15 protein-coding genes are annotated in these 25,175 nt (G+C 45.6%); 4 read left to right on the plus strand and 11 right to left on the minus strand.

What is annotated here, in order from left to right:
• Window positions 1-163: 163 nt before the first annotated feature.
• From AAEY83_RS04605 to AAEY83_RS04645, 9 genes are all read right to left on the minus strand, one after another.
• Window positions 164-583: an ATP-dependent Clp protease adaptor ClpS gene (locus AAEY83_RS04605; protein WP_413771581.1), complete on the minus strand. Its 420-nt coding sequence runs from the start codon at window positions 581-583 to the stop codon at window positions 164-166.
• A 111-nt stretch (window positions 584-694) separates the two neighbouring features.
• On the minus strand, window positions 695-1,741 hold the full coding sequence (locus AAEY83_RS04610) for a hypothetical protein (RefSeq protein ID WP_298978154.1): 1,047 nt from the start codon (window positions 1,739-1,741) through the stop codon (window positions 695-697).
• 196 nt (window positions 1,742-1,937) lie between these two features.
• The gene (gene argC / locus AAEY83_RS04615) at window positions 1,938-3,005 is read right to left on the minus strand and encodes an N-acetyl-gamma-glutamyl-phosphate reductase (RefSeq protein ID WP_025647053.1); all 1,068 of its coding nucleotides are present in this window, start codon (window positions 3,003-3,005) and stop codon (window positions 1,938-1,940) included.
• A 66-nt stretch (window positions 3,006-3,071) separates the two neighbouring features.
• Window positions 3,072-4,208, minus strand: a complete 1,137-nt coding sequence (gene hemE, locus AAEY83_RS04620) for a uroporphyrinogen decarboxylase (protein ID WP_025647054.1) — start codon at window positions 4,206-4,208, stop codon at window positions 3,072-3,074.
• Window positions 4,209-4,371: 163 nt separating this feature from the next.
• Window positions 4,372-5,544, minus strand: coding sequence for a glutamate 5-kinase (gene proB / locus AAEY83_RS04625; RefSeq protein WP_025647055.1), 1,173 nt, complete (start codon window positions 5,542-5,544; stop codon window positions 4,372-4,374).
• 267 nt (window positions 5,545-5,811) lie between these two features.
• Window positions 5,812-7,035: an Obg family GTPase CgtA gene (gene cgtA / locus AAEY83_RS04630; protein ID WP_025647056.1), complete on the minus strand. Its 1,224-nt coding sequence runs from the start codon at window positions 7,033-7,035 to the stop codon at window positions 5,812-5,814.
• Window positions 7,036-7,282: 247 nt separating this feature from the next.
• Window positions 7,283-8,722, minus strand: coding sequence for a glyceraldehyde-3-phosphate dehydrogenase (locus tag AAEY83_RS04635; RefSeq protein WP_037059819.1), 1,440 nt, complete (start codon window positions 8,720-8,722; stop codon window positions 7,283-7,285).
• 196 nt (window positions 8,723-8,918) lie between these two features.
• Window positions 8,919-10,214 (minus strand): lipocalin family protein, encoded by a 1,296-nt coding sequence (locus AAEY83_RS04640; RefSeq protein ID WP_025647058.1) that lies wholly within the window; start codon window positions 10,212-10,214, stop codon window positions 8,919-8,921.
• Between the two features lie 197 nt (window positions 10,215-10,411).
• A complete protein-coding gene (locus tag AAEY83_RS04645; RefSeq protein WP_025647059.1) occupies window positions 10,412-11,707 on the minus strand; it encodes an NUDIX domain-containing protein in 1,296 nt (431 codons plus the stop codon).
• A 231-nt stretch (window positions 11,708-11,938) separates the two neighbouring features.
• Here AAEY83_RS04645 and hemP point away from each other — a divergent pair, with 231 nt between their 5' ends.
• Entirely contained in the window at window positions 11,939-12,103 is a 165-nt protein-coding gene (hemP, locus tag AAEY83_RS04650) for a hemin uptake protein HemP (RefSeq protein ID WP_084212668.1), read from the plus strand.
• Window positions 12,104-12,450: 347 nt separating this feature from the next.
• On the opposite strand, the gene AAEY83_RS04655 is transcribed toward hemP, so the two are convergent.
• Window positions 12,451-17,436: a translocation/assembly module TamB domain-containing protein gene (locus tag AAEY83_RS04655; RefSeq protein ID WP_025647060.1), complete on the minus strand. Its 4,986-nt coding sequence runs from the start codon at window positions 17,434-17,436 to the stop codon at window positions 12,451-12,453.
• A gap of 109 nt (window positions 17,437-17,545) precedes the next feature.
• Window positions 17,546-21,241 (minus strand): autotransporter assembly complex protein TamA, encoded by a 3,696-nt coding sequence (locus AAEY83_RS04660; RefSeq protein WP_227501950.1) that lies wholly within the window; start codon window positions 21,239-21,241, stop codon window positions 17,546-17,548.
• 463 nt (window positions 21,242-21,704) lie between these two features.
• On the opposite strand from AAEY83_RS04660, the gene AAEY83_RS04665 reads away from it, so the two are divergent.
• From AAEY83_RS04665 to AAEY83_RS04675, 3 genes are all read left to right on the plus strand, one after another.
• A complete protein-coding gene (locus AAEY83_RS04665) occupies window positions 21,705-23,030 on the plus strand; it encodes an MFS transporter (RefSeq protein WP_025647062.1) in 1,326 nt (441 codons plus the stop codon).
• A 211-nt stretch (window positions 23,031-23,241) separates the two neighbouring features.
• Window positions 23,242-23,886, plus strand: a complete 645-nt coding sequence (gene coq7, locus AAEY83_RS04670; protein ID WP_025647063.1) for a 2-polyprenyl-3-methyl-6-methoxy-1,4-benzoquinone monooxygenase — start codon at window positions 23,242-23,244, stop codon at window positions 23,884-23,886.
• Window positions 23,887-24,136: 250 nt separating this feature from the next.
• Window positions 24,137-25,150, plus strand: a complete 1,014-nt coding sequence (locus AAEY83_RS04675) for a tetratricopeptide repeat protein (RefSeq protein WP_025647064.1) — start codon at window positions 24,137-24,139, stop codon at window positions 25,148-25,150.
• Window positions 25,151-25,175: the final 25 nt, after the last annotated feature.

Here is a 25,175-nt window from a genome sequence, read left to right on the forward strand (position 1 = left end):
TATAAGTGCAGCCCTTATAAACTATATAGGGCTGCCTATCATAAAAATCAAGTGATAAAACAAGGAGATAATATAAAAAGGGCTCTGCAATGGCCTTATAAAAATAATGGCAAATGAGTCGATTAATCGTTTATTTGTAAAAAGACTTAAACTCGATTATGACTTATTCGCCTTGATGCGGCTCGATTTGTGTGAGTAGCGGATAACCTTCACGATGCGCTAAGCTATTGACCTTTTTGGCTTTTGTTTCAGCAATATCTTTAGGATAGATACCGGCTATTCCTTTACTAGTATTATGAATCGTCAACATGATTTGTACCGCAGAATCGACGTTATGCTTAAACTCTGATTGCAGCACATAGACCACAAACTCCATAGGCGTATAGTTGTCATTGTACATCACCACCGCATACATAGGCGGCTTAGCGACCTCAGGCTCAGCCACCAATACATCGGCTTGCGGCTCGCCTTGGGTATCGGGGTCATCATCTTGCGCACGGATACCTGCCGGCATACTAGGCAAATGCCAATCCATTACCGTTGGCTCACTGTTTTTAGCGATTGATAATTGAGGTGTCATCATAATAACTTCATAATAATATTAAGATAAAAATGTAAAGACCAGCTACCAGTTACTTCTTGTAGCTAGACTCATATTGAATAATTTAAGGTGTCAGGGAGTTAAGGCGTGCGCCTATATAGGAGACTGATCCACTTCTGGCAGATCTATCAAAGACAGCGGCATACTATCTACTCGATCTCCTAGCGTCCAGTCATATAGCTGCTCAACTTCTTGACCGTCTGCTGTCAGTACCAGCTTAACTTGTAATGGTTCAAAGTTGTTAGGCATGACAAAGCGGCCACGAATACGAGTAATCCCTTTGAGCAAATAACTTGCCGAATCTAAGGGAACTTCCACGAAATCATCGTCGTTCAGTAACATCAAAGTGGCATTCAAACGTTTTGCCTGACCGTCTTCGCTGAGCATAGCGACATCAAAGCCAAACTCAAAAGCGTTCTCAGGTAGTGGCTCAATTTTAGCCCCTAGTACTTGCAGCGGTAGGCCACCTTCTTCACTGAGAGCCGCAGCATAAACCTCGTTGAGCTGATTAAGCTGCTTGTTTTCGAGACTAAGCTCTTTTTGATTCTCACGCAGCTCATCCAAGTTATTTAGACTGATGGTCAGCTCTTGCTTAGCTACTGCAACTTGATTGCTCAGCTCCTTATAACTTGCTCGCATCTCCTCTAACTCTTGCACGGTCATCTGGGTACTGTTGATTGCTTGTTTATTTTGCACTTCTAGAGCATGGTAGCCACGCTTGTAACCCAAGCTATGGCCTAAAGCTAACCCTACTATCACCGTAAGCAGGATAGCTGCTGCAAACAACGCTAATATCCAAGACGCAGCCCCTGCTTGTTTGCTTTTAAAACCAGTACCATAAAGCTGCTTACTGCCCGAAGCTGTTATAGCGCTACGCTTCAATGGATAATCATCTACTTTTATTTGCTGTGCCTCGCTCATTAATGGCTGAGCGTCGTCATTGCTAGTGGTCTGCTGCGCTGTCAAGCCTGATTTAAAAGACAGTAAATCGTCCTGATAAGGCAAAGGTACTGGCGGCAAGCGTAAGCAAATAGCAGTCTTAGTACGCATCTGGACAGTATCTCTTAAGAGGAAAGGCAAGACATTATAACGGAATTTATGGGCAATACCTAGCATCGCCCTGTAAGCCAAATGAATCAATAGTCAACATCCTTGGTCAGATTATTGTCAGCCTCAGTCATTGTTAGACTTCATAAAGGTAAGTTTATCCCTAATTTATAGCGTCAGTAATTAGCTTTATCAATTTACATTAGTAATCACGCCTTTTCACTGAATTTTTGGCTTAATTACTAATATAAAAAAATTACTACGATAGACATTACTGCGATAAAACCTATCAAGGGACAATCGGCGCTGCGTTAAGGCCCATTGATTCCTCAAACCCAAACATCACATTCATGTTTTGTACGGCCTGCCCTGCTGCACCTTTGACTAAATTATCTTGAACCACCAGTACTGTCAGCTCACGGCGCTCATTGTCTTGATAGATCGCGATACGCAAACGGTTGCTGGCGCGTACACTACGCGTGTCAGGATATACACCAGTCGGCAATACATCAATAAAAGCCTCACCGTTATAGCTACTCTCAAACTCCTGCTGCCAATCGATAGCAGCACCTGACTCAGTCAGCTCTAAATGAATAGAGCTGAACATACCGCGTATCATAGGTACTAAGTGCGGTAAAAAGCGGATGCGCTGCGTGAATTGACTCGCTAATAGCTGCTCAATCCCTTGCTCAATCTCAGGCAAATGACGATGTCCTGTCACTCCGTACGCCTTAAAATTATCAGTGGTTTCGGCATAATTTAGCGCCAGACTCGCTTGGCGACCTGCACCTGAGACCCCAGACTTAGCATCGATTACGATACGAGACTCTATCAAACGCTCATTTTGCTGATTTTGCAACGCGATAATCGGTTTTAAACCTAAAATAGCCGTTGTTGGATAGCAGCCTGGATTTCCTACTAGCATCGCATCAGCTAATTTATCACGGTTGATCTCTGGTAGGCCATAAACTGCGCTTTTGAGCAGGTCAGGACACGCGTGTGATTGCTTATACCATTTTTCAAACTCCGCCAAAGACTGCAAACGAAAGTCAGCGGCTAGGTCGACGACTTTAATACCAGACGCGGTTAAAGCTTCGGCCTGCTGCATCGCTACGCCATGCGGGGTAGCAAAAAATACCACGTCGCACTTTTGCAGCGCTGCAAGCGTATCTTCACCTAGATCACTAAAGACAATATCTGATATCCCGCGCAAGCTTGGAAAAATCTCATCAGCGCGAGTGCCCGCTTCACTTCGTGAGGTCAATAGATCAATAGACACCTTAGGATGGGCAGATAATAAACGAATAAGCTCAATACCTGTATACCCTGTACCACCGACAATCGCTGCTGAAATCATAACTTATCCTTTTTTAAAACTTAATGCGGCTCTCAATACCAAACTCATACCTTCTAAACTTAGCGTCTAAATCTGGTAGTCATGCACGGCATCGACAAAGACTTTTGCATTGTCAGGGTTAACCCACTGAGTAATACCATGGCCTAAATTGGCAATATACCCTGTCTTGTCACCACCAGCATAAGCGCCATCTAGCATCAGCTTAACCTCGCTACGAATGCTCTCTGGAGAGCCATATAAAGTTGCAGGATCCAGATTACCCTGAATAGCCTTACTGCCTTGCAAGGTTTTATGGCGCTTAGTCAAATCACGCTGACTCTCAGTCAATACTTGGCGAGCACGGTCGAGTGGCGTAGTCCAGTCTAACCCCAACGCATCCGCGGCGCTATCGGCTTGCACATCGAGCCATAGACCGCCGCCTTTGGTAAATAGTACTACAGGCACATCTGGATGACGCTGCTTTAACTCCGCGACAATGCGCTTATTATAAGCATGCGAGAAGTCGATAAATTGACGATGGCCTAGCGCCCCGCCCCAGCTATCAAATATCTGTAAGACTTGCGCGCCAGCGACGACTTGGGCATCTAAGTAATCAATGACTGCTATCGCTAGCTTGTCTAACAACTGATGCAAAAAATCAGGGTTACTATACAAAAAGCCTTTAGTATAGCGATAGTCTTTTGAGCTACCACCCTCAATCATATAAGTCGCTAGTGTCCAAGGACTACCTGAAAAACCGAACAACGGCACTTGACCATTGAGCTCTTTACGGATGCTAGTCACGGCGCGCATCACGTAATCCAAAGAGTCATTGGCATCTAAGGTTGGCAAACGATCAAGATCGGCTTGCTGGCGAATAGGATGCTTAAATTTAGGACCTTCGCCCGTTTCAAAATACAAGCCTAAGCCCATAGCGTCCGGAATCGTCAAGATATCACTAAACAAAATAGCCGCATCTAAATCCATACGACGCAGGGGCTGCACAGTAACTTCTGTCGCACGCGCCGTATCTCTACATAAGCTCATAAAGTCGCCCGCTTCCGCGCGGGTTGCTTTATACTCTGGCAAATAACGACCTGCTTGACGCATCATCCATACTGGAGTGGTATCTATCGGCTCAAAACGCATGGCGCGCAGCAATCTGTCGTTTTTTAGGGGTGCAAATTCGTGCTTAGGCGAACGGCTATTGTCTGAAACACTCATTGACAAATCTCCAAAGTAGAAATAGGTATTATTATAAAATTTTATTGTCGCCTAAGTGGTAAAGCAAATACCAAGTAGCTCAACAAAAACGTTAAACTTAAGGCAGGTTATACTATCGCTAACCTGCCCTACAAAAAATCAAATATGACGTATTAATCAAACATTATGAAGTTAAAGCTAAATTGTCGCGGTGCACCATAACTATACGCTCATCTTTATCACCAAGAATCTTGTCAAACTGCTCAGTACGCTCACGTGCTACGCGCTGAGCTTCATGTGAAGAAAAGTTGACTTGGCCAACCGCTATTCGCTCATTGGTATCTTGATGCACGATTTCGACGACATCACCCTCATCAAAACCACCACGTACCTCTACCACCCCAACGGGTAATAAGCTGCGATTTTGCTCAACGAGTGCTTTAGCTGCGCCAGCATCAACGATTAAACTACCCGCCATACGTAGATGCGCGGCAAGCCACTGTTTACGAGCGATGATTTTGTCCGCTTCATTGGTAGTCAATAAAGTCCCTAACGCCTCGCCTGAGACCACACGAGTAATCACATCATCAATGGCACCGCTGACGATCACAGTTGGGCAACCGCCCATGGCTGCAAGACGCCCTGCGCGAATCTTCGTCAGCATACCGCCGCGCCCAAGTTTGCCGCCATCACCAGCGATGTCAAACAAATAATCAGCCATCGCTCGCTCTTGACGGATCATCTTCGCATCGGGATTGTCGCGCGGGTTATCGGTAAACACCCCGTCTTGATCGGTTAAGATGATGTATAGATCAGCATTGACTAAGGCCGCTGACATCGCCCCTAAAGTATCGTTGTCACCGAATTTAATCTCATCAATGGTGATCGTATCATTCTCATTAATGACCGGTAGTACGCGCCACTCTAACAACTGAGTTAAAGCGCCGCCAGTATTCAAATAACGGCTACGGTTAGATAGATCATCATGAGTTAGTAGTAGCTGCGCGCTTTGGACGCCATGCTGAATCAGCGCTGACCACCAAGTTTCGATCAAACCCATCTGACCGATAGAAGCGCAAGCTTGTAGTGCCATAAGCTTCTTGGGACGCTCTTCTAGATTCATCCGTACTACGCCTTCAGCCACAGCACCTGATGACACCAGTAACACTTCCATACCTTGGTTATGCAGTTTGGCAATCTGTTTTGCCCAACCATAAATAGCAGTTCGATCAAGCCCGCGACCATTATTAGTCAATAACGATGAGCCGATCTTGACAATAACGCGCTGAATATCAAAGTTGCGGGATTGTTTAATAAACCTTGCTTCTTCTGTCGTTTGTTCGCTGTCAACTGCCATAAAAAACTCCTTTCTATGAATGGTGCCTAGGGATTGGTACTTATATTATTGCTACTTGTATTAATATTTACATCACGCTGTTAAAGTTTTTGAGAAAAGTGACTACTCAAATCCTTTAGCGCTAAATCTAACACGTTTACTCCTTAGTGTTGAGCACTGTTGTATCAAAATCTATCAACTCACCAGTTAGTGAACCAATATATGATTATCGGCGCATTTATGGCTGTTGTCTTTATGACTAGTGTATTTGTGGCTATCGCATCTTAGTTAAGGAACATAAACCACTTCTACGCCGTCATCGTCGTCATCATCAAAGTCAGTTAGATTCTCACCATTAATATCAGTTCCTTCACGCTGCGCTTTACGAGCGGCGCGGTAAGCTTCGCGCTGTGCTTCAGTGTTGCGGCGCACCTCACTCTCTAAACGCTCAAAGCGCTCGGCTTGCTCTTCAGCAAAAATAGGATCCTCGAACTCACGTTCGCGCTCGCGCTCGATCTCATTCATCAGATGATACTTAACCGCGTCGACGCCTTCGCCGGTAAGGGTTGAGGTACGAAACACAATACCCGTCCAGCCAAGCTCAGCGACGATATGCGTACACAGCTCATTGAGCTCAGTCTCGTCTACAATCTGATCGATTTTATTGAGCACTAAAATTTGCGGTAAGTTGGCCAGCTCCGGTGAAAAACGCTCGAGCTCATTTAAGATGACATTGGCGTTCTCAACAGGATCACTACCATCAAGCGGCTGAATATCTACGATGTGTAATAGGCGGCGCGTACGGGCCACATGCTTTAAAAAGCGAATACCAAGCCCTGCCCCGTCTGAGGCGCCTTCAATCAGACCCGGAATATCTGCCATCACAAAGGAGCGATGACGACCGATATCAACCACCCCTAAATTCGGCACTAACGTAGTAAAAGGATAATCAGCGACTTTTGGTGTAGCGGCAGAGACCTGACGGATAAAGGTAGACTTACCGGCATTAGGCAGACCGACTAAACCGACATCAGCTACTACTTTTAGCTCGAACTTAAGTACCTTTAGCTCACCTTCAAAACCTGAGGTCGCTTTACGCGGAGCTTGGTTGGTTGAGCTCTTAAAGTGGGTATTACCCAAACCGCCATCACCACCTTTGGCGATCAGTAGAGTTTGATCCACTTCGGTCAAATCGCCAATGACTTCATCAGTTTCAGTGTCAATGATAGTCGTCCCAATAGGGACTGGCAAGTAGATATCGTCAGAGCCTTTGCCGGCGCAGTTCTTGCTATGGCCGTTCTCACCACGCTTGGCATCATGGCGGCGAGTATAACGATAATCCACTAAAGTGTTGGTGTTGTCGTTAGCGATGACATAAACATCGCCGCCTTTACCACCATCACCACCATCAGGACCACCACGAGGGACGTATTTTTCTCGGCGGAAACTGGCGATTCCGTTACCACCGTCACCTGCCTTTACCGTTACGACGGCTTCATCAATAAATCGCATGTTACCTTCCTTAATTTACTATTGTAGTACTGCTAAATATAAATACTGCTAAACGTCTTGGCCATTCACAGCCTACTGCTCAGGTCCAATCATACACTATAAGGTTATAAACCATAATACCAACAACACCCGATAACCAATGCGACTATCGGGTGTCTTATAGGCGACCTGATATAGCTTAACAACGATGCTTATTCGTTATGATTCACTATTATCTGACAGCCTGACCAGTCTACGCAAGCAAGCGTTACGCTGGAATTTGCGTGTAGCTGATACCAGCCATCTGCGCTGCTACGCGTAAGACTTGGGTGCTGTAACCGACTTCATTATCATACCAAATATAAACCGTAGCATGATTATCAGTAACGATAGTCGCTTGTGCATCAACGATACCCACATGCTTAGTCCCTACAAAATCAGTAGAAACAGCTTCGGTAGAGTCCGTATAAGCAATTTGTGCTTGCCAAGTGCTGCTATTGGCCATATCACGTAGGAAGTGGTTAAGAGCGTCAGCATCTTTTGGCGCAGTTTTTAAATTCAGATTTAAGATCGCTAAGCTGACGTTTGGCGTCGGTACACGAATGGCATTACCAGTCAATTTACCGCTAAGCTCTGGTAAAGCTTTACCCACAGCTTTTGCCGCGCCAGTACTAGTGATTACCATGTTCAGTACCGCACTACGACCACGGCGATCAGATTTATGATAGTTATCAATCAAGTTTTGATCATTGGTAAAGGAGTGAATAGTCTCGACATGACCGTTCTCGATGCCGTACTCATCGTTTAACACTTTGAGCGTCGGAGTAATGGCGTTAGTCGTACAGCTTGCCGCACTGACGATTTTGTCATCGCCAATAGTGTCGCTATTTACCGCATAAACGACGTTTTTGATATCGCCGCCGGCAGGAGCTGTTAGTAGTACCTTTTGTACGCCTTTAGACTGTAAGTGCTTACCTAAGCCGTCTTCGTCTTTCCAGATACCCGTATTATCAATAACCAATGCGTTGTCGATACCATAAGCGGTATAGTCAATCTCACTTGGGTCTTTGGCATAGATGACCTGAACAAAACGACCATTGATTAAGATGCCGTTATTGGCTTCATCAACGCTCACACTACCGGTAAAGCCGCCGTGGATAGAGTCGCGCTCAAGCAGCGAAGCACGCTTAGCTAGATCGCCTGCAGGTGCAGGGCGCACGACAATAGCTTTTAGCTGTAAGCCTTTAGCACTTGAGGCCTGCGCTAATAACAAACGCGTGAGGATACGTCCAATACGGCCAAACCCGTAGAGCACAATGTCAGTTGCATCGTTAGTCGCTCCATTAGCACTAGCCCCTTGTAGCGCTTGTTGTACATCGCTGTCACTAGCGATAAGCTGACCGACATCTACGCTTGCTGCAGTCACATCGCTTTGTGCTAATGTTTTTACGATGGCTAGCGTATCAGCAATAGTCACTGCTTGACCATTATTATTGCGAGTCGCCGTCTTTTGATGTAGCGCTAATATTTGCCCTACTGAGCTGGTATCTAATGTCTCACCAAATAAAGTGACTTGTACATCTTGCTCATTATAAAGAGTATTGAGTACACCCATCAGCTCAATCGCTTGTTGCTCTTGGTTATTATATTGGCTTAACTGGTCTTGATGTAATTGGCGTAAGGTATCAGCATTGCTCACAGGAAGCATCCTTATAATCAGTAAATGAATAGTCAGTAAATAAAAAACAATAAAAAAGAGGTAGAAAATGTTCGTTAATTATCCTTTGGTAAGCGCTACAAATAATAGCGGAATCAAAGGCAATAAATGGCGTAGATTTTAGCCTAAAACACTTAGTTTTGCCAGTAATAACCGTTTTACCCAAAACAACATAACCTAGTCGCTACTAAGGAATCAAGTTAACAGTCTGATTCGCATGAGGCGTTAAGGTAAACTCTTTAAGATTGTATCCTTGGTCCTGAGCGATCTGACGGTACTTTGCATAGGTTTGCTGAGTCACATTGGGCGAGCGTGCCAGCAACCACAGATAGTCTTTATCTGGCGTACCCACTAACGCCGTTTGATAGTCAGTATCACGCGCTAGTACCCAGTAATCAGCGCGCCCGATAGGCAACCAGCGAATCCAAGTAGGCAAAAAAGTTACTTTCAGTTTGCTGCCAGTAGCATCAGCAGGCTTAGCTAAGCCTTCAGCCACAGTTTGCGAGCCGTCTTTATCCAGACATTTATTCGTCACAATAATGCCAGAGCCATCGGCTTTTTCAGTATAGTTAGCGGTTACATCACTTGCACAATTACGCTGAAAGTACATCGGCAGACGTCCTATCTCGTACCAAGTACCAGCGTATTTATCCAAGTCCACGCTATCCACTGTCGTAGGCTGAGTCGCTGACTTATGGATAATGTTCTTGGGATCAATATTTATCTCTGTTGTTTGATCTTCAGTATTATTCATGTTCTTAGCAGCAGTTACTGTCTGCTCAGGAGTCGCAGCGTAAGCTGAAAACGCGGCTAGCGGAATAATAATAGCTAAAGCAATACCAGTATGCTTAAGAAGACTGGACATAAAAACTCTCTCCGAAACTTTAACAGTAGTATTTATAGCACTTTGATTCTGGTGCAGCTGTTTATGAGCCAAATCTGGATTATCTAGCACTCCATCGACCTCTGGCTCACTATTAGTAGTATTGATGACTTCTTGTTTTAATATATCTTGCTTGTTTTGCAGCGCATCCTGTCGTTCTGTAGTGTTAGCACTACTTTTCTTATTATCAGTCGACTGAGTATTGTTCTGCATATAGTGCAATAGCATCTCTTCTTCGTCAGATATTAGGGTACTTTTCATTAGAGTACTTTTAGCAACTGGCGTGGCTTTTTTATAGCCACAGCTGACATCACCAGAGCGACTAGGAGCACTAGCCGATTCACTGAAGTGATAAGCTGGCAGGTCATCTTGCTCATAAGCATAGCTGGCATCATTACTTGCAACCGAGCTATTCGCACTCGACTTCGATAAGTCTGATTTTGACAAATAGCTATCGTTTGCCGGTGTTTTGCTAGCGAGCGAATTGTGATTATTTTTAACCTGATGACCATTCGCCTGCCTATCGTATGAGCGATCATACGGGTCGGACTTAGTGGAGGTATTGGCTTTCATAGGCATAGGGTTACCGTATTTATTCATTTATTGAGGTCTATTAATAAGACACTACTTTGATATTTGTGCCGTCAATAATAAGGATGAGTAGGCAAAATAAGTAGTGAGGCTATGTATGAAAAAGCTACGGTTTGTAAAATACTCCAAAATTATTAACGCTATCAAATACATAGTAACCAGATAGTTGCCATTTATTAAATATAAGTAATGTTTTACCGGTATGATTAGACTCCTTCTTGAAAACTGCGGATACCTGCAACGGTGTTTGCGCCATTTATAGTCGCCAAATCGCTCATCGCTGGTGATAAACCGCCCAAAGCAATGACCGGTACATCAGCGAGCGCAGCCAGTGCAGACCACTGCTGCCAGCCAAGCGGTGTCTGCTCCGGATGAGTTTGGGTGTCTAGTACAGGGGATAAAAAGATAGCAATAACTGGCGCTAATGAAAGCGTTAGGCGCAAATTAGCCAATTGATTGGCGGCAGCGATACTTTCAGCGTCATGACAACTAATAATCAGCCCGGTAGTGTTTTGATCACTAGTATTGAGTAGGTCTAAGTCAAAACGGCAACTTACCTCGGCAGTAGCGCGATTAGAGCTAGAATCATAGCTAAGATCGTCATTGCTATCTGCGCCGCTATCTAAATGACTAGACTGCTTTTGATACTGACTAAACCAAGCCATCAGCTCCGTTTGCGTCAAGTGATAGGCAGATATTGGTAAGTTGTCTTGGTTTAAAGTCGGTTGATTAGTACTCGCGCTTATATTGTCATTTTTCAAATCATCTAGATGATTAAAATCTATAGCTTTGCGTAAGCGGTAAGGGACGATAGCGCTAATATCGCTTCTAATCGCCAGTAATTGCGTAATGATTTCGGCCTCTTTATCAGTATTATTATTCGATTGAGCGAGCTTAAGACGTAAATAACTCCAGCCTTGATACGAGAGCTGCTGCTGATGATACTTCAGCCACCTTTGAGCTGGCTCAGTGGCTAAACTGTCACCTGAGTCTGGCGTCTCAAAGTGCGCTAATGGGTAAGTGATGGCCATACACTTGGGCAGCTTGAGCCAAGCCAAAATAGTTCGGTTGGCAGCGGGCAGCGGATAATGATTATTGAGTAATAGATCTTTATCGGCCCACGTCAGCATTTGCGCTTCTAGTCCATACTCTTGCTGCTTGTAATACTGATACTGCTCAGCGCTAAGCTTAACTTTATAGACATGAAGGCAGACTTGTTTGTCACCATAGTCATGATGCAGCCGCCCAAGCTTGAGAATGACATTGCCAGCAATATCAAAGCCGGTCTCTTCTTTGACCTCGCGTATCAAAGCGGCAACTGGAGTTTCATTAATGTCTATTTTGCCGCCCACGAACTCATAACGGTCGCCTTGATGCTGCTCCCGCTTGCGGTAGCCAAGTAGATACTGCTGCTGATAATGAATAACAGCTACCGCGACATTGACGACTTTTGAGGATTTAGCTAGAGGTTGATTAGAAATAGGATTAGAGTTATTTGGCATGATAGTCCCTGATATTCAAAGATATTCAAAGTATTTACCGCTATTAAACGGCCGTTATCTTAAAACAGTTATTATTGAGGAGAAGCATCATCTATAACTGAATCAATTATCAAGCTAAAGATGATTTAATTCATAAAAGCACTTGCAAAAACCATGGATGTAAATGATAATTATTATCGTTAAGTTAATTCATTTATTAACGCTCTATTTTACTATCAAAAGGAATTCATTATGAGTCTGGTCATCTCTCGCTATCTAAACAACCGTGACAATCGTCTACCTACCCTGCAGTCGCAGCACTTATTTGCTTTGACCAAAGAGGTGCGTATAGAGCATGAGGGGGAAGAATATCGTCTGCGCTTGACTCGAAATAATCGTTTGATTTTGACCAAGTAGCTTTTGGCCAAGTGGTTTTTAATCAAGCAGCTTTTGGCCAAGTAATTTTTAATCGAGTAGCTTTTAACTCACTAGTTACTGAGCTTATTGCGCTGTTTTAGCTCATATTCGCCCAAGTCAGTATTAGGGCGTGTCCCTAATTCAAGCGTTTATGACTAAACGGGCTAAAAATGGCTAAATCTTTGGCAAACGGTGTCAAATAGCTGGTCAATATCTTGATATTACCTGCGCTATTTTCCTTGTTTGCCTGCGATTTATCTCATTTTTATCACCATTTTTAAAATAGGGACACGCCCTAGCTTGAATCAATAAAAAACGCCTTTAAATAAAGGCGTTTTTTATTGGTATTAGAACTGCCAACTATAGACCACATCCACCGCGTTTTCAGCAGCGGAGGTCGCTTCTAAATAGACACGGCGAGTCAACTGATACCGCACTGACAGACTATTTTCAGCATTGAACACCCCTACCCCGTAACGAATATACAAATCAGGCGAGATATAACCGGTAACGTTGACATTAGTGTCATCACTGTTGCCTGAAGCATCAACGGTTAAGCTTTGGAAACCAAAAGCTTGGCCGATCTGATTGGTGAGACTACGCGTACCACTCAAGCCAAAGTTAAGACCGGCAGCGGCTAAGTTATTGGTCACTTGCGACTTAAAGCCCTGCTCACTGATTTGGCTGGGGCTACCGTCATTAATACGTCCTGTCACCAAAGCATTCATTGCTTGTTGCTGCGTCAGTCCGGCATTATTAAAGACGATAATATTTGGATTTTCAGTATCGCCCTTGATGCGGACACCAACGATATTATCATCGATGATTTTGACCGCTTCGATGCTAAGATCAGGCTTCATGACATCGCCGTTAAAGCGTATTTGTCCGTAATTCAGCTCTAAGCTTTGGCCAAAAGCATCGATACTAGTACGCTTCGAGACTTGTACGACACCTTTAGCGCGCATGACGCCACTACCATTTTGAGTGATATTAATGGCGCCTGCCAGTGGAATAACCGCACCAAAACCGCGGAAATTGATATCATCGCCTAAATCGACACCGATATCGGCGTTGATCGACCAAGGCTTAGACACCGCCAGTACTTCATCAATATTACCGATTAGACGCCTATCGAGCACCACTGCATCTTCGGTCTGGGTGATGATATCTTCGCTGGCCTCAGGAGGACGGATCGTCGCAGTAGGTATACTGACAGCGCCTTCAATATTGACGTATTTGTCATTTGGACGCACGATGATATCGATGTCTGGATTGACCTCTGCTGAGAGTAGCGGCGGCTGAGTCAGCACTAGACGCTCACCGATGATACTGAGTTTGGCCTGTAGCTCTTGCTGCCAGTTTACCGTACCGGTAAGCTCACCGGTACCCGTACCACTATTGAAGCTACCGTCTATCACCGCCTCTGTACCGCGGATTTTGGCGGTGGTGTTGACATTAGTAAGATTCACCGGTAACCCAAGCATAGCGATACGACCATCAGCGAGTTTGACATCGCCGTAGAACTGCGGCTTGGTTAGAGTACCGCCAAGGCCACCTGCCATGGTGATATTCCCTTCAAGCACACGCATACCTGGGAAGAAAGGTTTAAATATCGCTAAATTTAGCTCATTTAATACCAAAGCGCCGGAGATAGGTTTAGGATCTTTATACGGATCCACAATGACTTCGGCATAGCCACGGGCACCGCGACCAGTGTTGATATCTGTACGCAGCTTGACACCTTCAGGGACCGATAACGCAATCAGCGAGACGCGCTTATAAGGTAAGCTCACTGGAGCCAAATCACCATCTTGAATCAGACCGATTTTGCCGTTGTCCGAATATAAAGTGGTGTTAATAGTAGGAGCACGGCCCTGTTGCCAACCAACGACAGCTTTGCCATTGATCTTCGCCTGCCAATCGATATCTTTAGGCAAAAATACTGAAAATAGGGAGGTATCAAGATTTTGTATCGCTAAATTGACTTGACCGGCATCGGCTGAGGCGATTAGGTTCTCCCGTAAGCACAGCTTGCCACTTTGATCAGCGGCCTGCCAGCAATGTGCTGCCAGCTGTACTTTTAGCGGATTGCTTTCGCCTTGAGGCAAGTTTAAGATAAGCTGCGCCGGTTGTAGCTGGTTGAGCGTGGCATATTTAGATTTGACGCTACCATTTCCTATTGCGCCGCGCCATATCAGCTCGTCGCGATTGAAGCCGCCTTTTAAGCGCGCTAAGACGTTAAGCTCATCATTGGCCACATCGAGATTGACCACGTGTGCCTGCTCAGTACCATTGAAGGTCGCTTTGACCTTTTGGAAGCTTTGACCAGCGGCATCTAAGCCTTCAGCACTGACTATCAGCTGACTTGGACTATTTGCGAGATTCACTAACTTGCCGCGCACGCGCCCTTGACGTAAAACAAACCCTGGCAAGGCAATGCGCTCACCCACTAAGTCCACGTAAATCGTTGGCAAGGCTTGGCCTGCGGGCTGCGATAGAGTGGCCCCGCCGCTAACCTTACCGGCGAGCTGGTCAGATAACTGATCTAGGCTTGTGATATTGATTTTGGCTTGTAGCTGCTTAGCATTACCGTTAGCAGTTAAGTAGTTATCGCCCCACCGTAGCACTAAATCATTGGCATCAAGGCTATCAATTAAAGCGTTCACTTGCTTGTACTGCGTTTCGCTATCCTGAGCTTGCAGGCGTTCAAAATAGCTGCCTAAGTCCTTGGGTAAGCTAAGCTTAGCAGACAAACTACCTTTGGCACTTAGTGGTTGACCCTTGAGCATGCCGCGCAGATTAATCTGCTGTAAGTTGATAACCTGCTGGGTTTCGCCCCAGCGTCCATCAGTTTTTATACTGCCGGTGATGGTACTTGGCGTGTCTTTTAAAAAGTACCCTAAGTTGAAGCGATCCATAGTGGCGTTGATGTCCCAAGCAATGCCTTGGCGTACGTCCACGCTACCTTTAGCATCGATACTGCCGGCCGCGCCTACATGACGAAAGCGCTTAATACGAATCAGCTGCGCATCGCCACTTGCATCAATCGTCAGCTTGCCTGCTGGCAGCTGCTCAGCATCTAAAACGCCATCAAAATTGACAGCAAAGCGCTGCAGCTTACCTTGGCTATTAGCCGCTGTACTCGCGGGCTGTTGCCACTCACCACTAGTAACCAAATCTCCGGTCAAAATAGCCGGATTATTAGGAAGAAAGTAACCAACATCGAAGTTATCAAAACGTCCTGTGACGCTCCAGCCAATATTATCACGCAGATCGATGACGCCTTTTGCGTTCACTGCGCCAGCTTCACCACTGTAATCCAGTTTGCGAACGCTGATAAGCTTTGGTGTGCCTGCTGCGCTTATCGATAACAAACCATCGGGTACATCTTGAGTATCAATGCGGCCATCGAAGCGTACGTCAAACACTGACAGCTCACCGCCGATAAGGTCTATCTCAGCGTCGCCATTACCAGTAACGCCGATAGCGCGCTGGTCTTGACTAGCGTCTAGCTTTGCTTGTAGGTCGGTACTCGTAATATTGACAATATGCCGCTGACCTTTGACGCCGTTTTTGCGGATATTTAGCAGGCGGCCGCGCGCGCTCAGGTTACCTGTTAAACGCTCAAGCGGCAGATCACTACGATATTGTTTCGGCAACAAGCCGTTGGTACGCGCATCCACCTGCCAAGTCAGCGGGCGCTGATTGGTGGCGAGTTGTATTTGCCCGGTGCCAGATAAGTCGCCAACGATGCCCTGATAGTTGAGACGATTGATATCGATGACATTAGCATTTTTGCGAATGCGGACATCATAATTGCCTTTTGGCGCGGCATTTAATTCATTGATGACAGCATTGGCATCGACAGATAAGTTTGAGCCGCGCACGATGACATCAGCGCGGCCGCTTGGGCTATCGATATTGCCAATACTTGGCACATCACGGCGGGTCAAGTTCTGCCATCTAGCATCGATATACATAGGCGCTGGCTGTTTAGATTTGGCAGATAGCTTACCGCGGACAATATTAGCGTTGATATGCTCGCCATCACGCTGACGCAAATCGGCATCAACTTGCAGATTATTGCTGAGGTTTTTTTGTTGATAATGTAGCGATAGTCGACCATTAAGCGTCTGCGGCGCATAAGCCTTAAAGTCGCTATACTCATCTGGAATCGCTTGGCGGATATCAAAGCCATTGCCTACAGCGCGAATTTTGGCATCGAAGCTCTCGCTCCAGTCCAATATCCCCTGCAAGGTTAGCCGTCCTGCGGGCACATCAGCATCTAAGCGATCGATACGCAGCTGACTATTGGCAATCACCGCGCGGCCTTTATAACGGCCTGAAGGTATGTCTTTGGCGGTCAGCTCCGTATTGATGCGCAGTTTAATATCCGAAACCACGCCAGAAGCAGTCGCCATACCGCTTTTTAGATGGATATTTTGCGCATCAGCATACGGTATCAGTACATCATCCCAGCGCAGTTTCGCTTCAAACGGTGAGCCTTCATCTAGCCCTTGTGCGACAAACTCGCCGCTGACATCACTATCATTGTAGCGGCTGCGCACTTTACCTATCGTACGTTTTAGAGTACCAGTTGCTTTGACATTGAGCGGATCTATATAAGCTTTTTCAAGGGCGCTGACTTCAACAATAGCGCTTAGATCTAAGGGGTAGTCGCCTTGTAGGTCGATCTCACCTTGTAGCGCACTGACTTTTACAATATCACTATAAAAGAGCTTACCACTGTCAACTGTGACCTGACTGCCGACCCAAGTCAAATCCCTTGCCGCTATATCGTTAACGATGACCGGCTCTTTAGTCACTTGCTTATAGACGATAGTTTTGATTTTGGCTTGGTCGAAACGCAGATTGACTGGTAGCTCAAGCGTCTTATAATCGAACGGCTCACCGGTTGGCGGCTTAGTATTGATAATCTCAATACGCTGGATATCGGCATCACGTAAGTGTACTTCTTTAGCAAATACAGCGCGCCAGCCTATTTTGACGTAAGCCTGGTCTACTTTAATCTCAAGATCTTCGGTAGCCTTAAGATCGATATCAGTGACCATAATACCGTCACGCAGGTTACCACTGCCATATTTGAGCTTGACGCCCGTTTCGCTACCGACTTTTTCTAATAAAAACTTAGTGCCTGCATCCGTACCTGCTGCATAAAAAAACACCGCGAACATCACAACTAAGACAATAGCAATCAATGCTAGCAGCTTTAGCAAAAAAGATAGCGGATACCACCGACGCACCGCGTGGGCATCTCGTTGCGCAGGATCTTTAGACGACGGGTCGTTAGGTGGGGTTTTATTATTCAACATGACACTCAATCAAGTAAAAAATTATTAGCTCTTCGCCTGCGAGCCTTGCTTGGGTTCTCGTTTAGCTTAGTTATAAGTTCTTAGTTAAAAGACTTAATTATGCATCCGCTTATAACGGCGAGCCGATAAAGAAATGCAAACGCACCGGAATACTATCCTCTGTCACCCCAGCTGCCACATCGACTCGCACCACACCAACAGGCGACGCCCAGCGAATACCAACGCCGACCCCTACTTTAGTATCAGTTTTGAAGTCTTTATCATAAGCATTACCCACATCGGTGAATAATGCCCCGCGGAAACCCGGTCTAAATTCATAGTTATATTCAGCACTACCGACGGCGAGAATCTGTCCACCAGTCAGATAACCGTTTTCTAACGGTGATAAGCTCTCATAATCATACCCGCGAATACTCTGATCACCGCCGGCGAAGAAGCGTAGCTTATAAGGCACTTCATAAAAGTCATCCGCCCAAATATACCCGGTATTGAAGCCGCCTAGCACTTGGTGCTTATCATCCTCACCAAAGCTATAAATACCGCTGACACCGGCGCGCACAATCGCCAGATCAGTATCGCTAAGTACGCTCTCAGCGCCGGCTTCGATACCATAATACTGACGATAGCCGCTGGTAGGATTGATAGCATTGTTGACGTCGGTTTTATTAATACCGTAACCAAACAACAAAGCTTGCTGCGTAGGTCTTGAAGAGGTGAAACGTACCGGTAGATCTTCTAACTTTGTATCGTCAACCCCAGTTTCGAGCTCATCTAACCGATAACGTACCGAATAGCTCCTATTCCAGCCGCTCTCTTTACGAATATTTCTAGCCAAAGCTGCCTTTACAGTATTAGTCGATAGATCAAAGTTCCCTTCACCTTGATCGATGACTTCCTCTTCATAAGTCAGACGCGCCTCTAATTTATCATTGAGCGGATGCTTCCAAGGGCGACTACCATAGACAGTCACGTTTTTACTGATGCGTGAGGCTTCTACTTCCGCGCCGGCTTGGTAGCCCTGACGATTAACCAAATTATAGTCAATCTTTGCAGTAGCACGGATATCGGTATCAGTACCATAACCCAGACCAATCTGAGCATCACGCGGCTTATCTGCGGAGACAAAGACGTACAAAGGCACTTTTTTACTTTCAAAAACCTCTTCAGGGGTAATACGATTGGCTAAAGTTGGCGGTACAAAATCCTCATCAAAAATGGTTTCTTCTTCAGGGAATATCTTCTCGGCAATATTACTGATTGAGTCGCTGATTTTTCCTAAGAAGTTCTCAGCCTTTTCGTCCTTTTCATCCAATACCCGATCATTAGGTAGGCTACTTAAACGATTGGCTTTGGCTTTGACTTCTTGTAATTTATTTTGCGTTTGTTCATCGACTTGGAACTCAATAGGAGCGATATCAGCGGCATCAACGGTAGTGCCACTGTTCGCCTCAAGGCTTTCAGCAACAACCTCTGAATCATCCTCATCACTGCTAAGATTGTCACGGCTCTCGCCAATGAGATCAGTATCGCCAGCGCCTACGTTTGCCCCTTCTTTAACATCAATGTCTAAATCGCCATCTTCTACATTATCTGACTGATTAGCAGTATTATCAAAAGCTAGCGTACTGCCAGCACTCAGCTCATCGGGTGGCAATAAGCTCTCAACGTTGACCGTATTGAAGTAGCGCGTTGCCGCTAGATCATTACTTAACTTGGTCACATCGGGACGATAAAAAGGATCACCAGCTTCAAAGTGTAGCAACTGACGCAGTAAAGGCAGCTCTACGGGTAGCTTATCAGGGTCGCGCGTGAGGGTGCCTGTCGCCTCATCGTACGTAAAAAACACCACGTCATCGAAGTCATAACGAACCCCAGTATCATAAACGAGTGATATATCGGCTTTATTATCTGGCAAGATGATGTCGACCGATTTATTCAGCCAATTCTCATCAAAATAGCCATAAGTGCGGCTTAGAGCCTCAAGAGCAGCCTTACTATTTTTATAAACTCTATGGTTAAAGACATCGCCCTCTGCTGGCAGCGCTGTCTCTTCTAGCGTTTTAAACTCGGCTTGCTCGGCGCCCTCACCACGGACATCGACGATACGGCTATCGACAATTACCGGTTCACCCAGCTTTTCGATGATCACATCGATACTGTTGGCATCCGGCTGACGTAGTTTGAGAGAAATATCATAATAGCCTACAGCTTTTGCCGCATTCAGAGCGGTCTCTCGCAGGCGTGGCAGGGCTGCGGTGAAGTCAGTGACCGACTGAACGGTAGTATCATCGATAGCAGCTTTGATATTATTAATCGGCTGAATATCTTCATCAGCCTTGATCAGTCTTGGCGTACCCTGAGCCGCATCATTGGTAGCATTGTTAGGGCTTCTATCTGCGTCTTGCTGCAGATAAACCGTGGTCTCAACACGCGGCAACGCTGCTACGCCGCCGTTAAATAGGCGATTATACAAACGTTTGACAATACCGCCTTCATTGCGAGCTAATGGTTTAGAATTATTCGCTTGAGTCACGCCTTCTGCGACGGCGTCAGCATTGTCCTGTGCTTGATAATCTGGCAGATAGTCATCAGGATTAAGATCGCCGCTTTGATCACTATTTTGATCATCAGCCACCTCGCCATCGCTGGCCTCGATTTGTGCTTCAGCGATAGTATCATCAGCACCTGTCACTGAACGATTGTCTTGCTGCGCTAATATCTGCTCAGGATTGTTTTTCTCAGTGATGTCAGCACCGTCATCGACTCGGCCACTACTAACAGAGTCGCTCACCTCAATAGGACGCGCCATTATCTCTGCTGTTTGTGCCTGCTCTTCTGGAGTTTGTGCGCGGTTTAAAGTCTCAAGATTGTTGGGCGTAGGCAAAGTCGCAGAGTCGATTTTTGGATCTAATCCTAAAGGTAATTGCTGACTATCAAGTCGGGCAATAGGCGCATTAAAGCCTTCGTCATTTAAAACAGTACGGTCATTAAAACTATCGAATTGACTGTCTACCTTATTACTATCAAAGCTGTTTGGGTCGCTACTAAACCCTGCATCAAAAACATCATCTAAACCGTCGGTGTTGCCATTACTCGTACTCTCCATAAAAGAGTCATTCTCAGCGTCCAAAGCCGCAAGTTCCCGATCAATCTGTTCGGGAGTCATCATCTGATACCCTTGCTGCTGTATCGCCGTTGCCTGTCGTTGCAGCTCGGCATCGCTATCAAAATCATTGTTACTGACTGGCGATACATCCGCTTCATTACTATTATTGTTTTCAGCGTCCGTGCCAGTATTTATCTCACTAGTATTAATATCGCCATCTTGGCTGACTTCTTCACTGAACTCATCGAGTACGGATTTATCGACTTCTCCCTGCTCAAAATCTCTTCTTAGGCGCAAAGCCTCTAAAGCCGCATCAAGCTCCGCTTCTGAGTCAAAATCAATAAGGCTATCGTCTGAACCATCCTGCGCTACATTGGTTTGTGAAGTGCTCTGAGAGTTGTTTTGGACTTCTACTTGCGGGTTAGACGCTGTAGGGCTTTGTGCCGCCTCTGCGCGAGGGTCGGTCTCAGCGGCACTGGCAGAGGCCATCCCAACACCAACCAAAACACTAGCGACAGCGCTAAATAAAGCGGTTCGGGCAAAATGGTGACGTACGCCAATGCTTGTGTGCTGAGCATGCGCGCCGATTAGCGCTAACCGATTAGAGGTAGATGACAGGGCCGTGCTGGATACACAAGGTTCCGACACGAGTATCGAAGCGGTCATTGAAGCGTGATGCAATGAGGGGTTACTTCTCATGACTAATACTATCCTATCATCTAATATGGCCACTTAAGCCTAGCGTAACGGTCAACAAACGCTCTAAAAAGCCTGTTTATAGCCTTGTAAAGCGAACCTATTGATATAGCGAAAACGATGCACACTTAACGATGTAGAGGCTGATAATTATCAAAATATCACTGCTGCATCAGGGCTTATAAAATTTACAAATCATAACTGAGCTCACGAACATATCATAGCATTTAACACATGTATTTGCCCCAAAGCCTTGCTATTATACGAGGTTAAAATCATAAAACCTATCATATATTTTAATAAGTTATTGATACTATTTATAATTACCATATTAGCAACAGCATAACCGCTATCCCTCGTATGGTAGCCTCTGGTCACGTCTGATAGCGTCATTATCCGACTACCCGTTTTTATCTTGATCTGTGGTTATTTAAACGATTAAAAGTACTCGCTCATAGGAAGCCTCATGGCAAATCAGTTTCAGTTATTCAAGCGGCGGCGTTTTAGTGCCATGTTTTTTACCCAGTTTTTGGGCGCTTTCAATGACAATATTTTTAAGCAGGCACTGATATTAGTGCTGACTTATACGGCCGCAAGCCAGCTCGGTGCTGAGGTTAGCATTCTTAACAACTTAGCCGCGATGCTCTTTATTTTGCCATACTTTTTATTCTCAGCGCTCGCCGGACAAATCGCCGATAAGTTTGAAAAATCCAAACTCACGCGTTTGGTAAAAATACTTGAGATCGTCATTATGACAGTGGCCGCTATTGGCTTTATGTTTGAGTGGTATGTGCTACTGTTTGTGGCGTTATTTTTGATGGGTACCCATTCTACCTTTTTTGGTCCTATTAAATATGCTTATCTACCCCAAGCAATGCGAGAAGATGAGCTGGTTGGCGCTAATGGCTTATTTCAGATGGGTACGTCTTTGGCAATTTTGCTAGGGATGATTATCGCAGGAGTATTAACGCAGCTACCGCAGTCGCTATACTGGATCAGCGCGACTGTGCTTTTGGTCTCATCTCTAGGTTATCTAGCTGCGCGCGGTATTCCGCACATGCCAGCCATGCAGCCGAAGCTAAATATCAACTGGAATATTTTTACCACTAGCCTATCAACGGTTCGCTACTTGTATTCGCTGCCCTTTTTATTTTTTATTATTTTAGGCAATAGCTGGTTTTGGTTTTATGGCGCGACTTTTTTGACACAGACGCCAGAATTTAGCAAAGTTATCTTACAAGGTGATGAGTCAGTCGTGATATTTTTACTGACTTTGTTTTCTGTAGGGGTCTCTATCGGCTCACTGCTGTGCAAGAGACTGACCAAAAACGAGGTTAGTTTGCGTCTACTGCCCTTTGGCATTGCCGGTTTAAGTATTTTTGCAATTGATCTTTATTTTTCTTTATCAGGGCTGAACATACAGCCTGCTGGGGATACTCTATTAACAATTGGCGACTTATTTGGAGTACCGGGAACTTGGCGTGTTTTTGTAGACTTATTCTTCTTAGGGTTTAGCGGCGGTCTGTATATTGTGCCGCTTTACGCCTCAATGCAAGCTTATGCGCCAAAGAGTCATCGCGCGCGTATAGTCGGCGCTAATAACATTTTTAATGCCATATTTATGGTCGGTTCTGCTATTTTTGCTATTGTAGTATTGAATAGCTTGCAGCTGACACTACCGCAGTTATTTTTGGTCACCGGCATATTAAATATTGGCTATGGCACCTTTTTGTACTTAAAGCTCAAAAAGCATCAACAGCAAGCTGTCATACAAAACCATGATGAAGGTTAAATGCTTTAGTATAGTTAGCTGAATGTAAAACTTTTACGGATTTAAACGCGCTACTGGTATAAATTTTACTTGCGTGCTGCGTTCCCAGAGGCTGCGCAAAATTCATCCCAGTAGCGCTATGACATTTTTAGAGTGTATCGACTATATTAATAGTATCAGTCGATAATCAGTAAGATGAATGTAGAAAACCGTACTTTATTAGGAGTTGTTTATGACAGCGCGTCCTCTTTCAAAGATTGACCATTTATTATTGAGCGTTGATAAAGCGCTACGAGCGGTAGTGCCGCACTCAAACCCAAGCTCTCGGCCCCTACCTGTGAGTAGCGATGAGATTCCTGAGCTGAGCATCACCGAATCTCGCCATGTCGCAGGCCTTATGCGTATCAACCATACCGGTGAGGTCTGCGCGCAAGGCCTCTATCATGGTCAAGCCTTTACCGCAAAAGACGAGACCGTCAAGCAAGCCATGCACCAATCTGCTACTGAAGAGGTCGATCATCTCGTTTGGTGCGAGACTCGCCTTGATGAGCTTGGTAGCCACCCAAGTGTCTTTACGCCGCTATGGTACGGCATGTCCTTTGGTTTGGGCGCGGTGGCCGGAGCTATCTCTAACGAGTTCAGTCTAGGGTTTGTCGCTGAGACAGAAGCGCAAGTCAGTGAGCATCTACAAGATCATATCGCCCAACTGCCTGCGCAAGATCAGCGTACTCGTGAGATACTAGCGCAAATGGACATCGAAGAGCTGCATCATCGTCAGCTTGCCCTTGATAATGGCGGTGCGGCGCTAGCACCACCGATACGCCGCAGTATGCGTTTTATGGCGAATTGTATGAAAAGTGCTGCTTATCATATATAAGTAAAGCAGTCATAGCTTGGCGCTGCAAACGATGGCAGAGGATTTACGGATAACGTCTGCCAGATAATGTTTAGTATTATTATTAACAATCCTACCGTTGCGAGCGCTGATACTAATTGCTAGGGTATGAAAAAATAAACTGCTTTGATAGCTTTGACTGCATTGACCTAAACACTTATTCATATAAGCAAAACTAAGATCAGTGAAAACCTCACTTTTCCCTTGAGACTACTAAAAGGCAACCGTTTTTATGAAACACAATATAACTCACAAATTTGCAACTCTGACTGCTCTAGCAGCGGCTTGTACTATGCTGTTGACCACCCCAGCCCTTGCAGCACCTGATAGCGTCACCGCAAGCGTGCCTAGCGCTAAGGACTCAAGTCAGCGTATCATTCGCCGTGCCCAGCCAGCCAACACTCAATCTGGCGCGCAGCCTATTCCGGTGCAGTCAAATGTAGCGACTCCAGCAGCCGCGGCTACTAATAGCGTAGCAAATGAGTCGGAGCGTGCTACTCGCGTGTATCAGCGTGGCCCTATCACTAGTACGGGCATCGATATTAGCCAAGGTCAGCTTCGCAATATCCCAGCGCCGCAAGCGACTATCTCTGATATCAGCTTTATCTCAACCGTACTTATCCCTACCAAGCGCGGTGTAGGCGCAGATAGGCTCGACGTTAGCTTACTTGATCATTTTATCGAAGACGTCTCGCCCAATGCGCGCCACTATCCACCAAACTTCCCCAACCGCTCACAGCGCTACTACACGCGCGAGAAGATTAAAGTATTAGCAGATTGGATTGAGCCTTTTGCCAGTGCGCCAGACGCTTCTTATGAGGTCTTAATTCGCGCCGCTAAGCTCAATGGTATGGGCCGCAACTTAGATTTGGGCTCAGATTATGCCGTACGCGGTGGTCAATATATAGATCGCGCAATCAAAGCTCAGCCTGACAGCGCTGAGGCCAACTTTTTATATGGCATGATGCTCTCAGAAGGCGGCGGTTTTAAGGAAGGTCAAAAGTATCTTGACCGAGCGGTTGGCCTAGGCTATACCGAAGCAGAACAAAGCTTGGCTCAATCTGATCTGTTAAGCGATCGCCGCAGTGAAGCACTCTCGCGCCTGCGTCGTCTCGAGCAAAAAGTACCAGATAATAAAGTAATACGTCAACAAATCAAACTCATTGAAGACGGGAAATACTATATCTGGGATCTACCCGCTCCTGATATCAATGTCAGCCCGAATAGTATCAACCAGACCAGTTAATCGGCAGTTAAAGATAGCATTATCT

The organism is Psychrobacter sp. TB20-MNA-CIBAN-0197 (assembly GCF_040309765.1).
Taxonomy (GTDB): Bacteria; Pseudomonadota; Gammaproteobacteria; order Pseudomonadales; family Moraxellaceae; genus Psychrobacter; species Psychrobacter submarinus.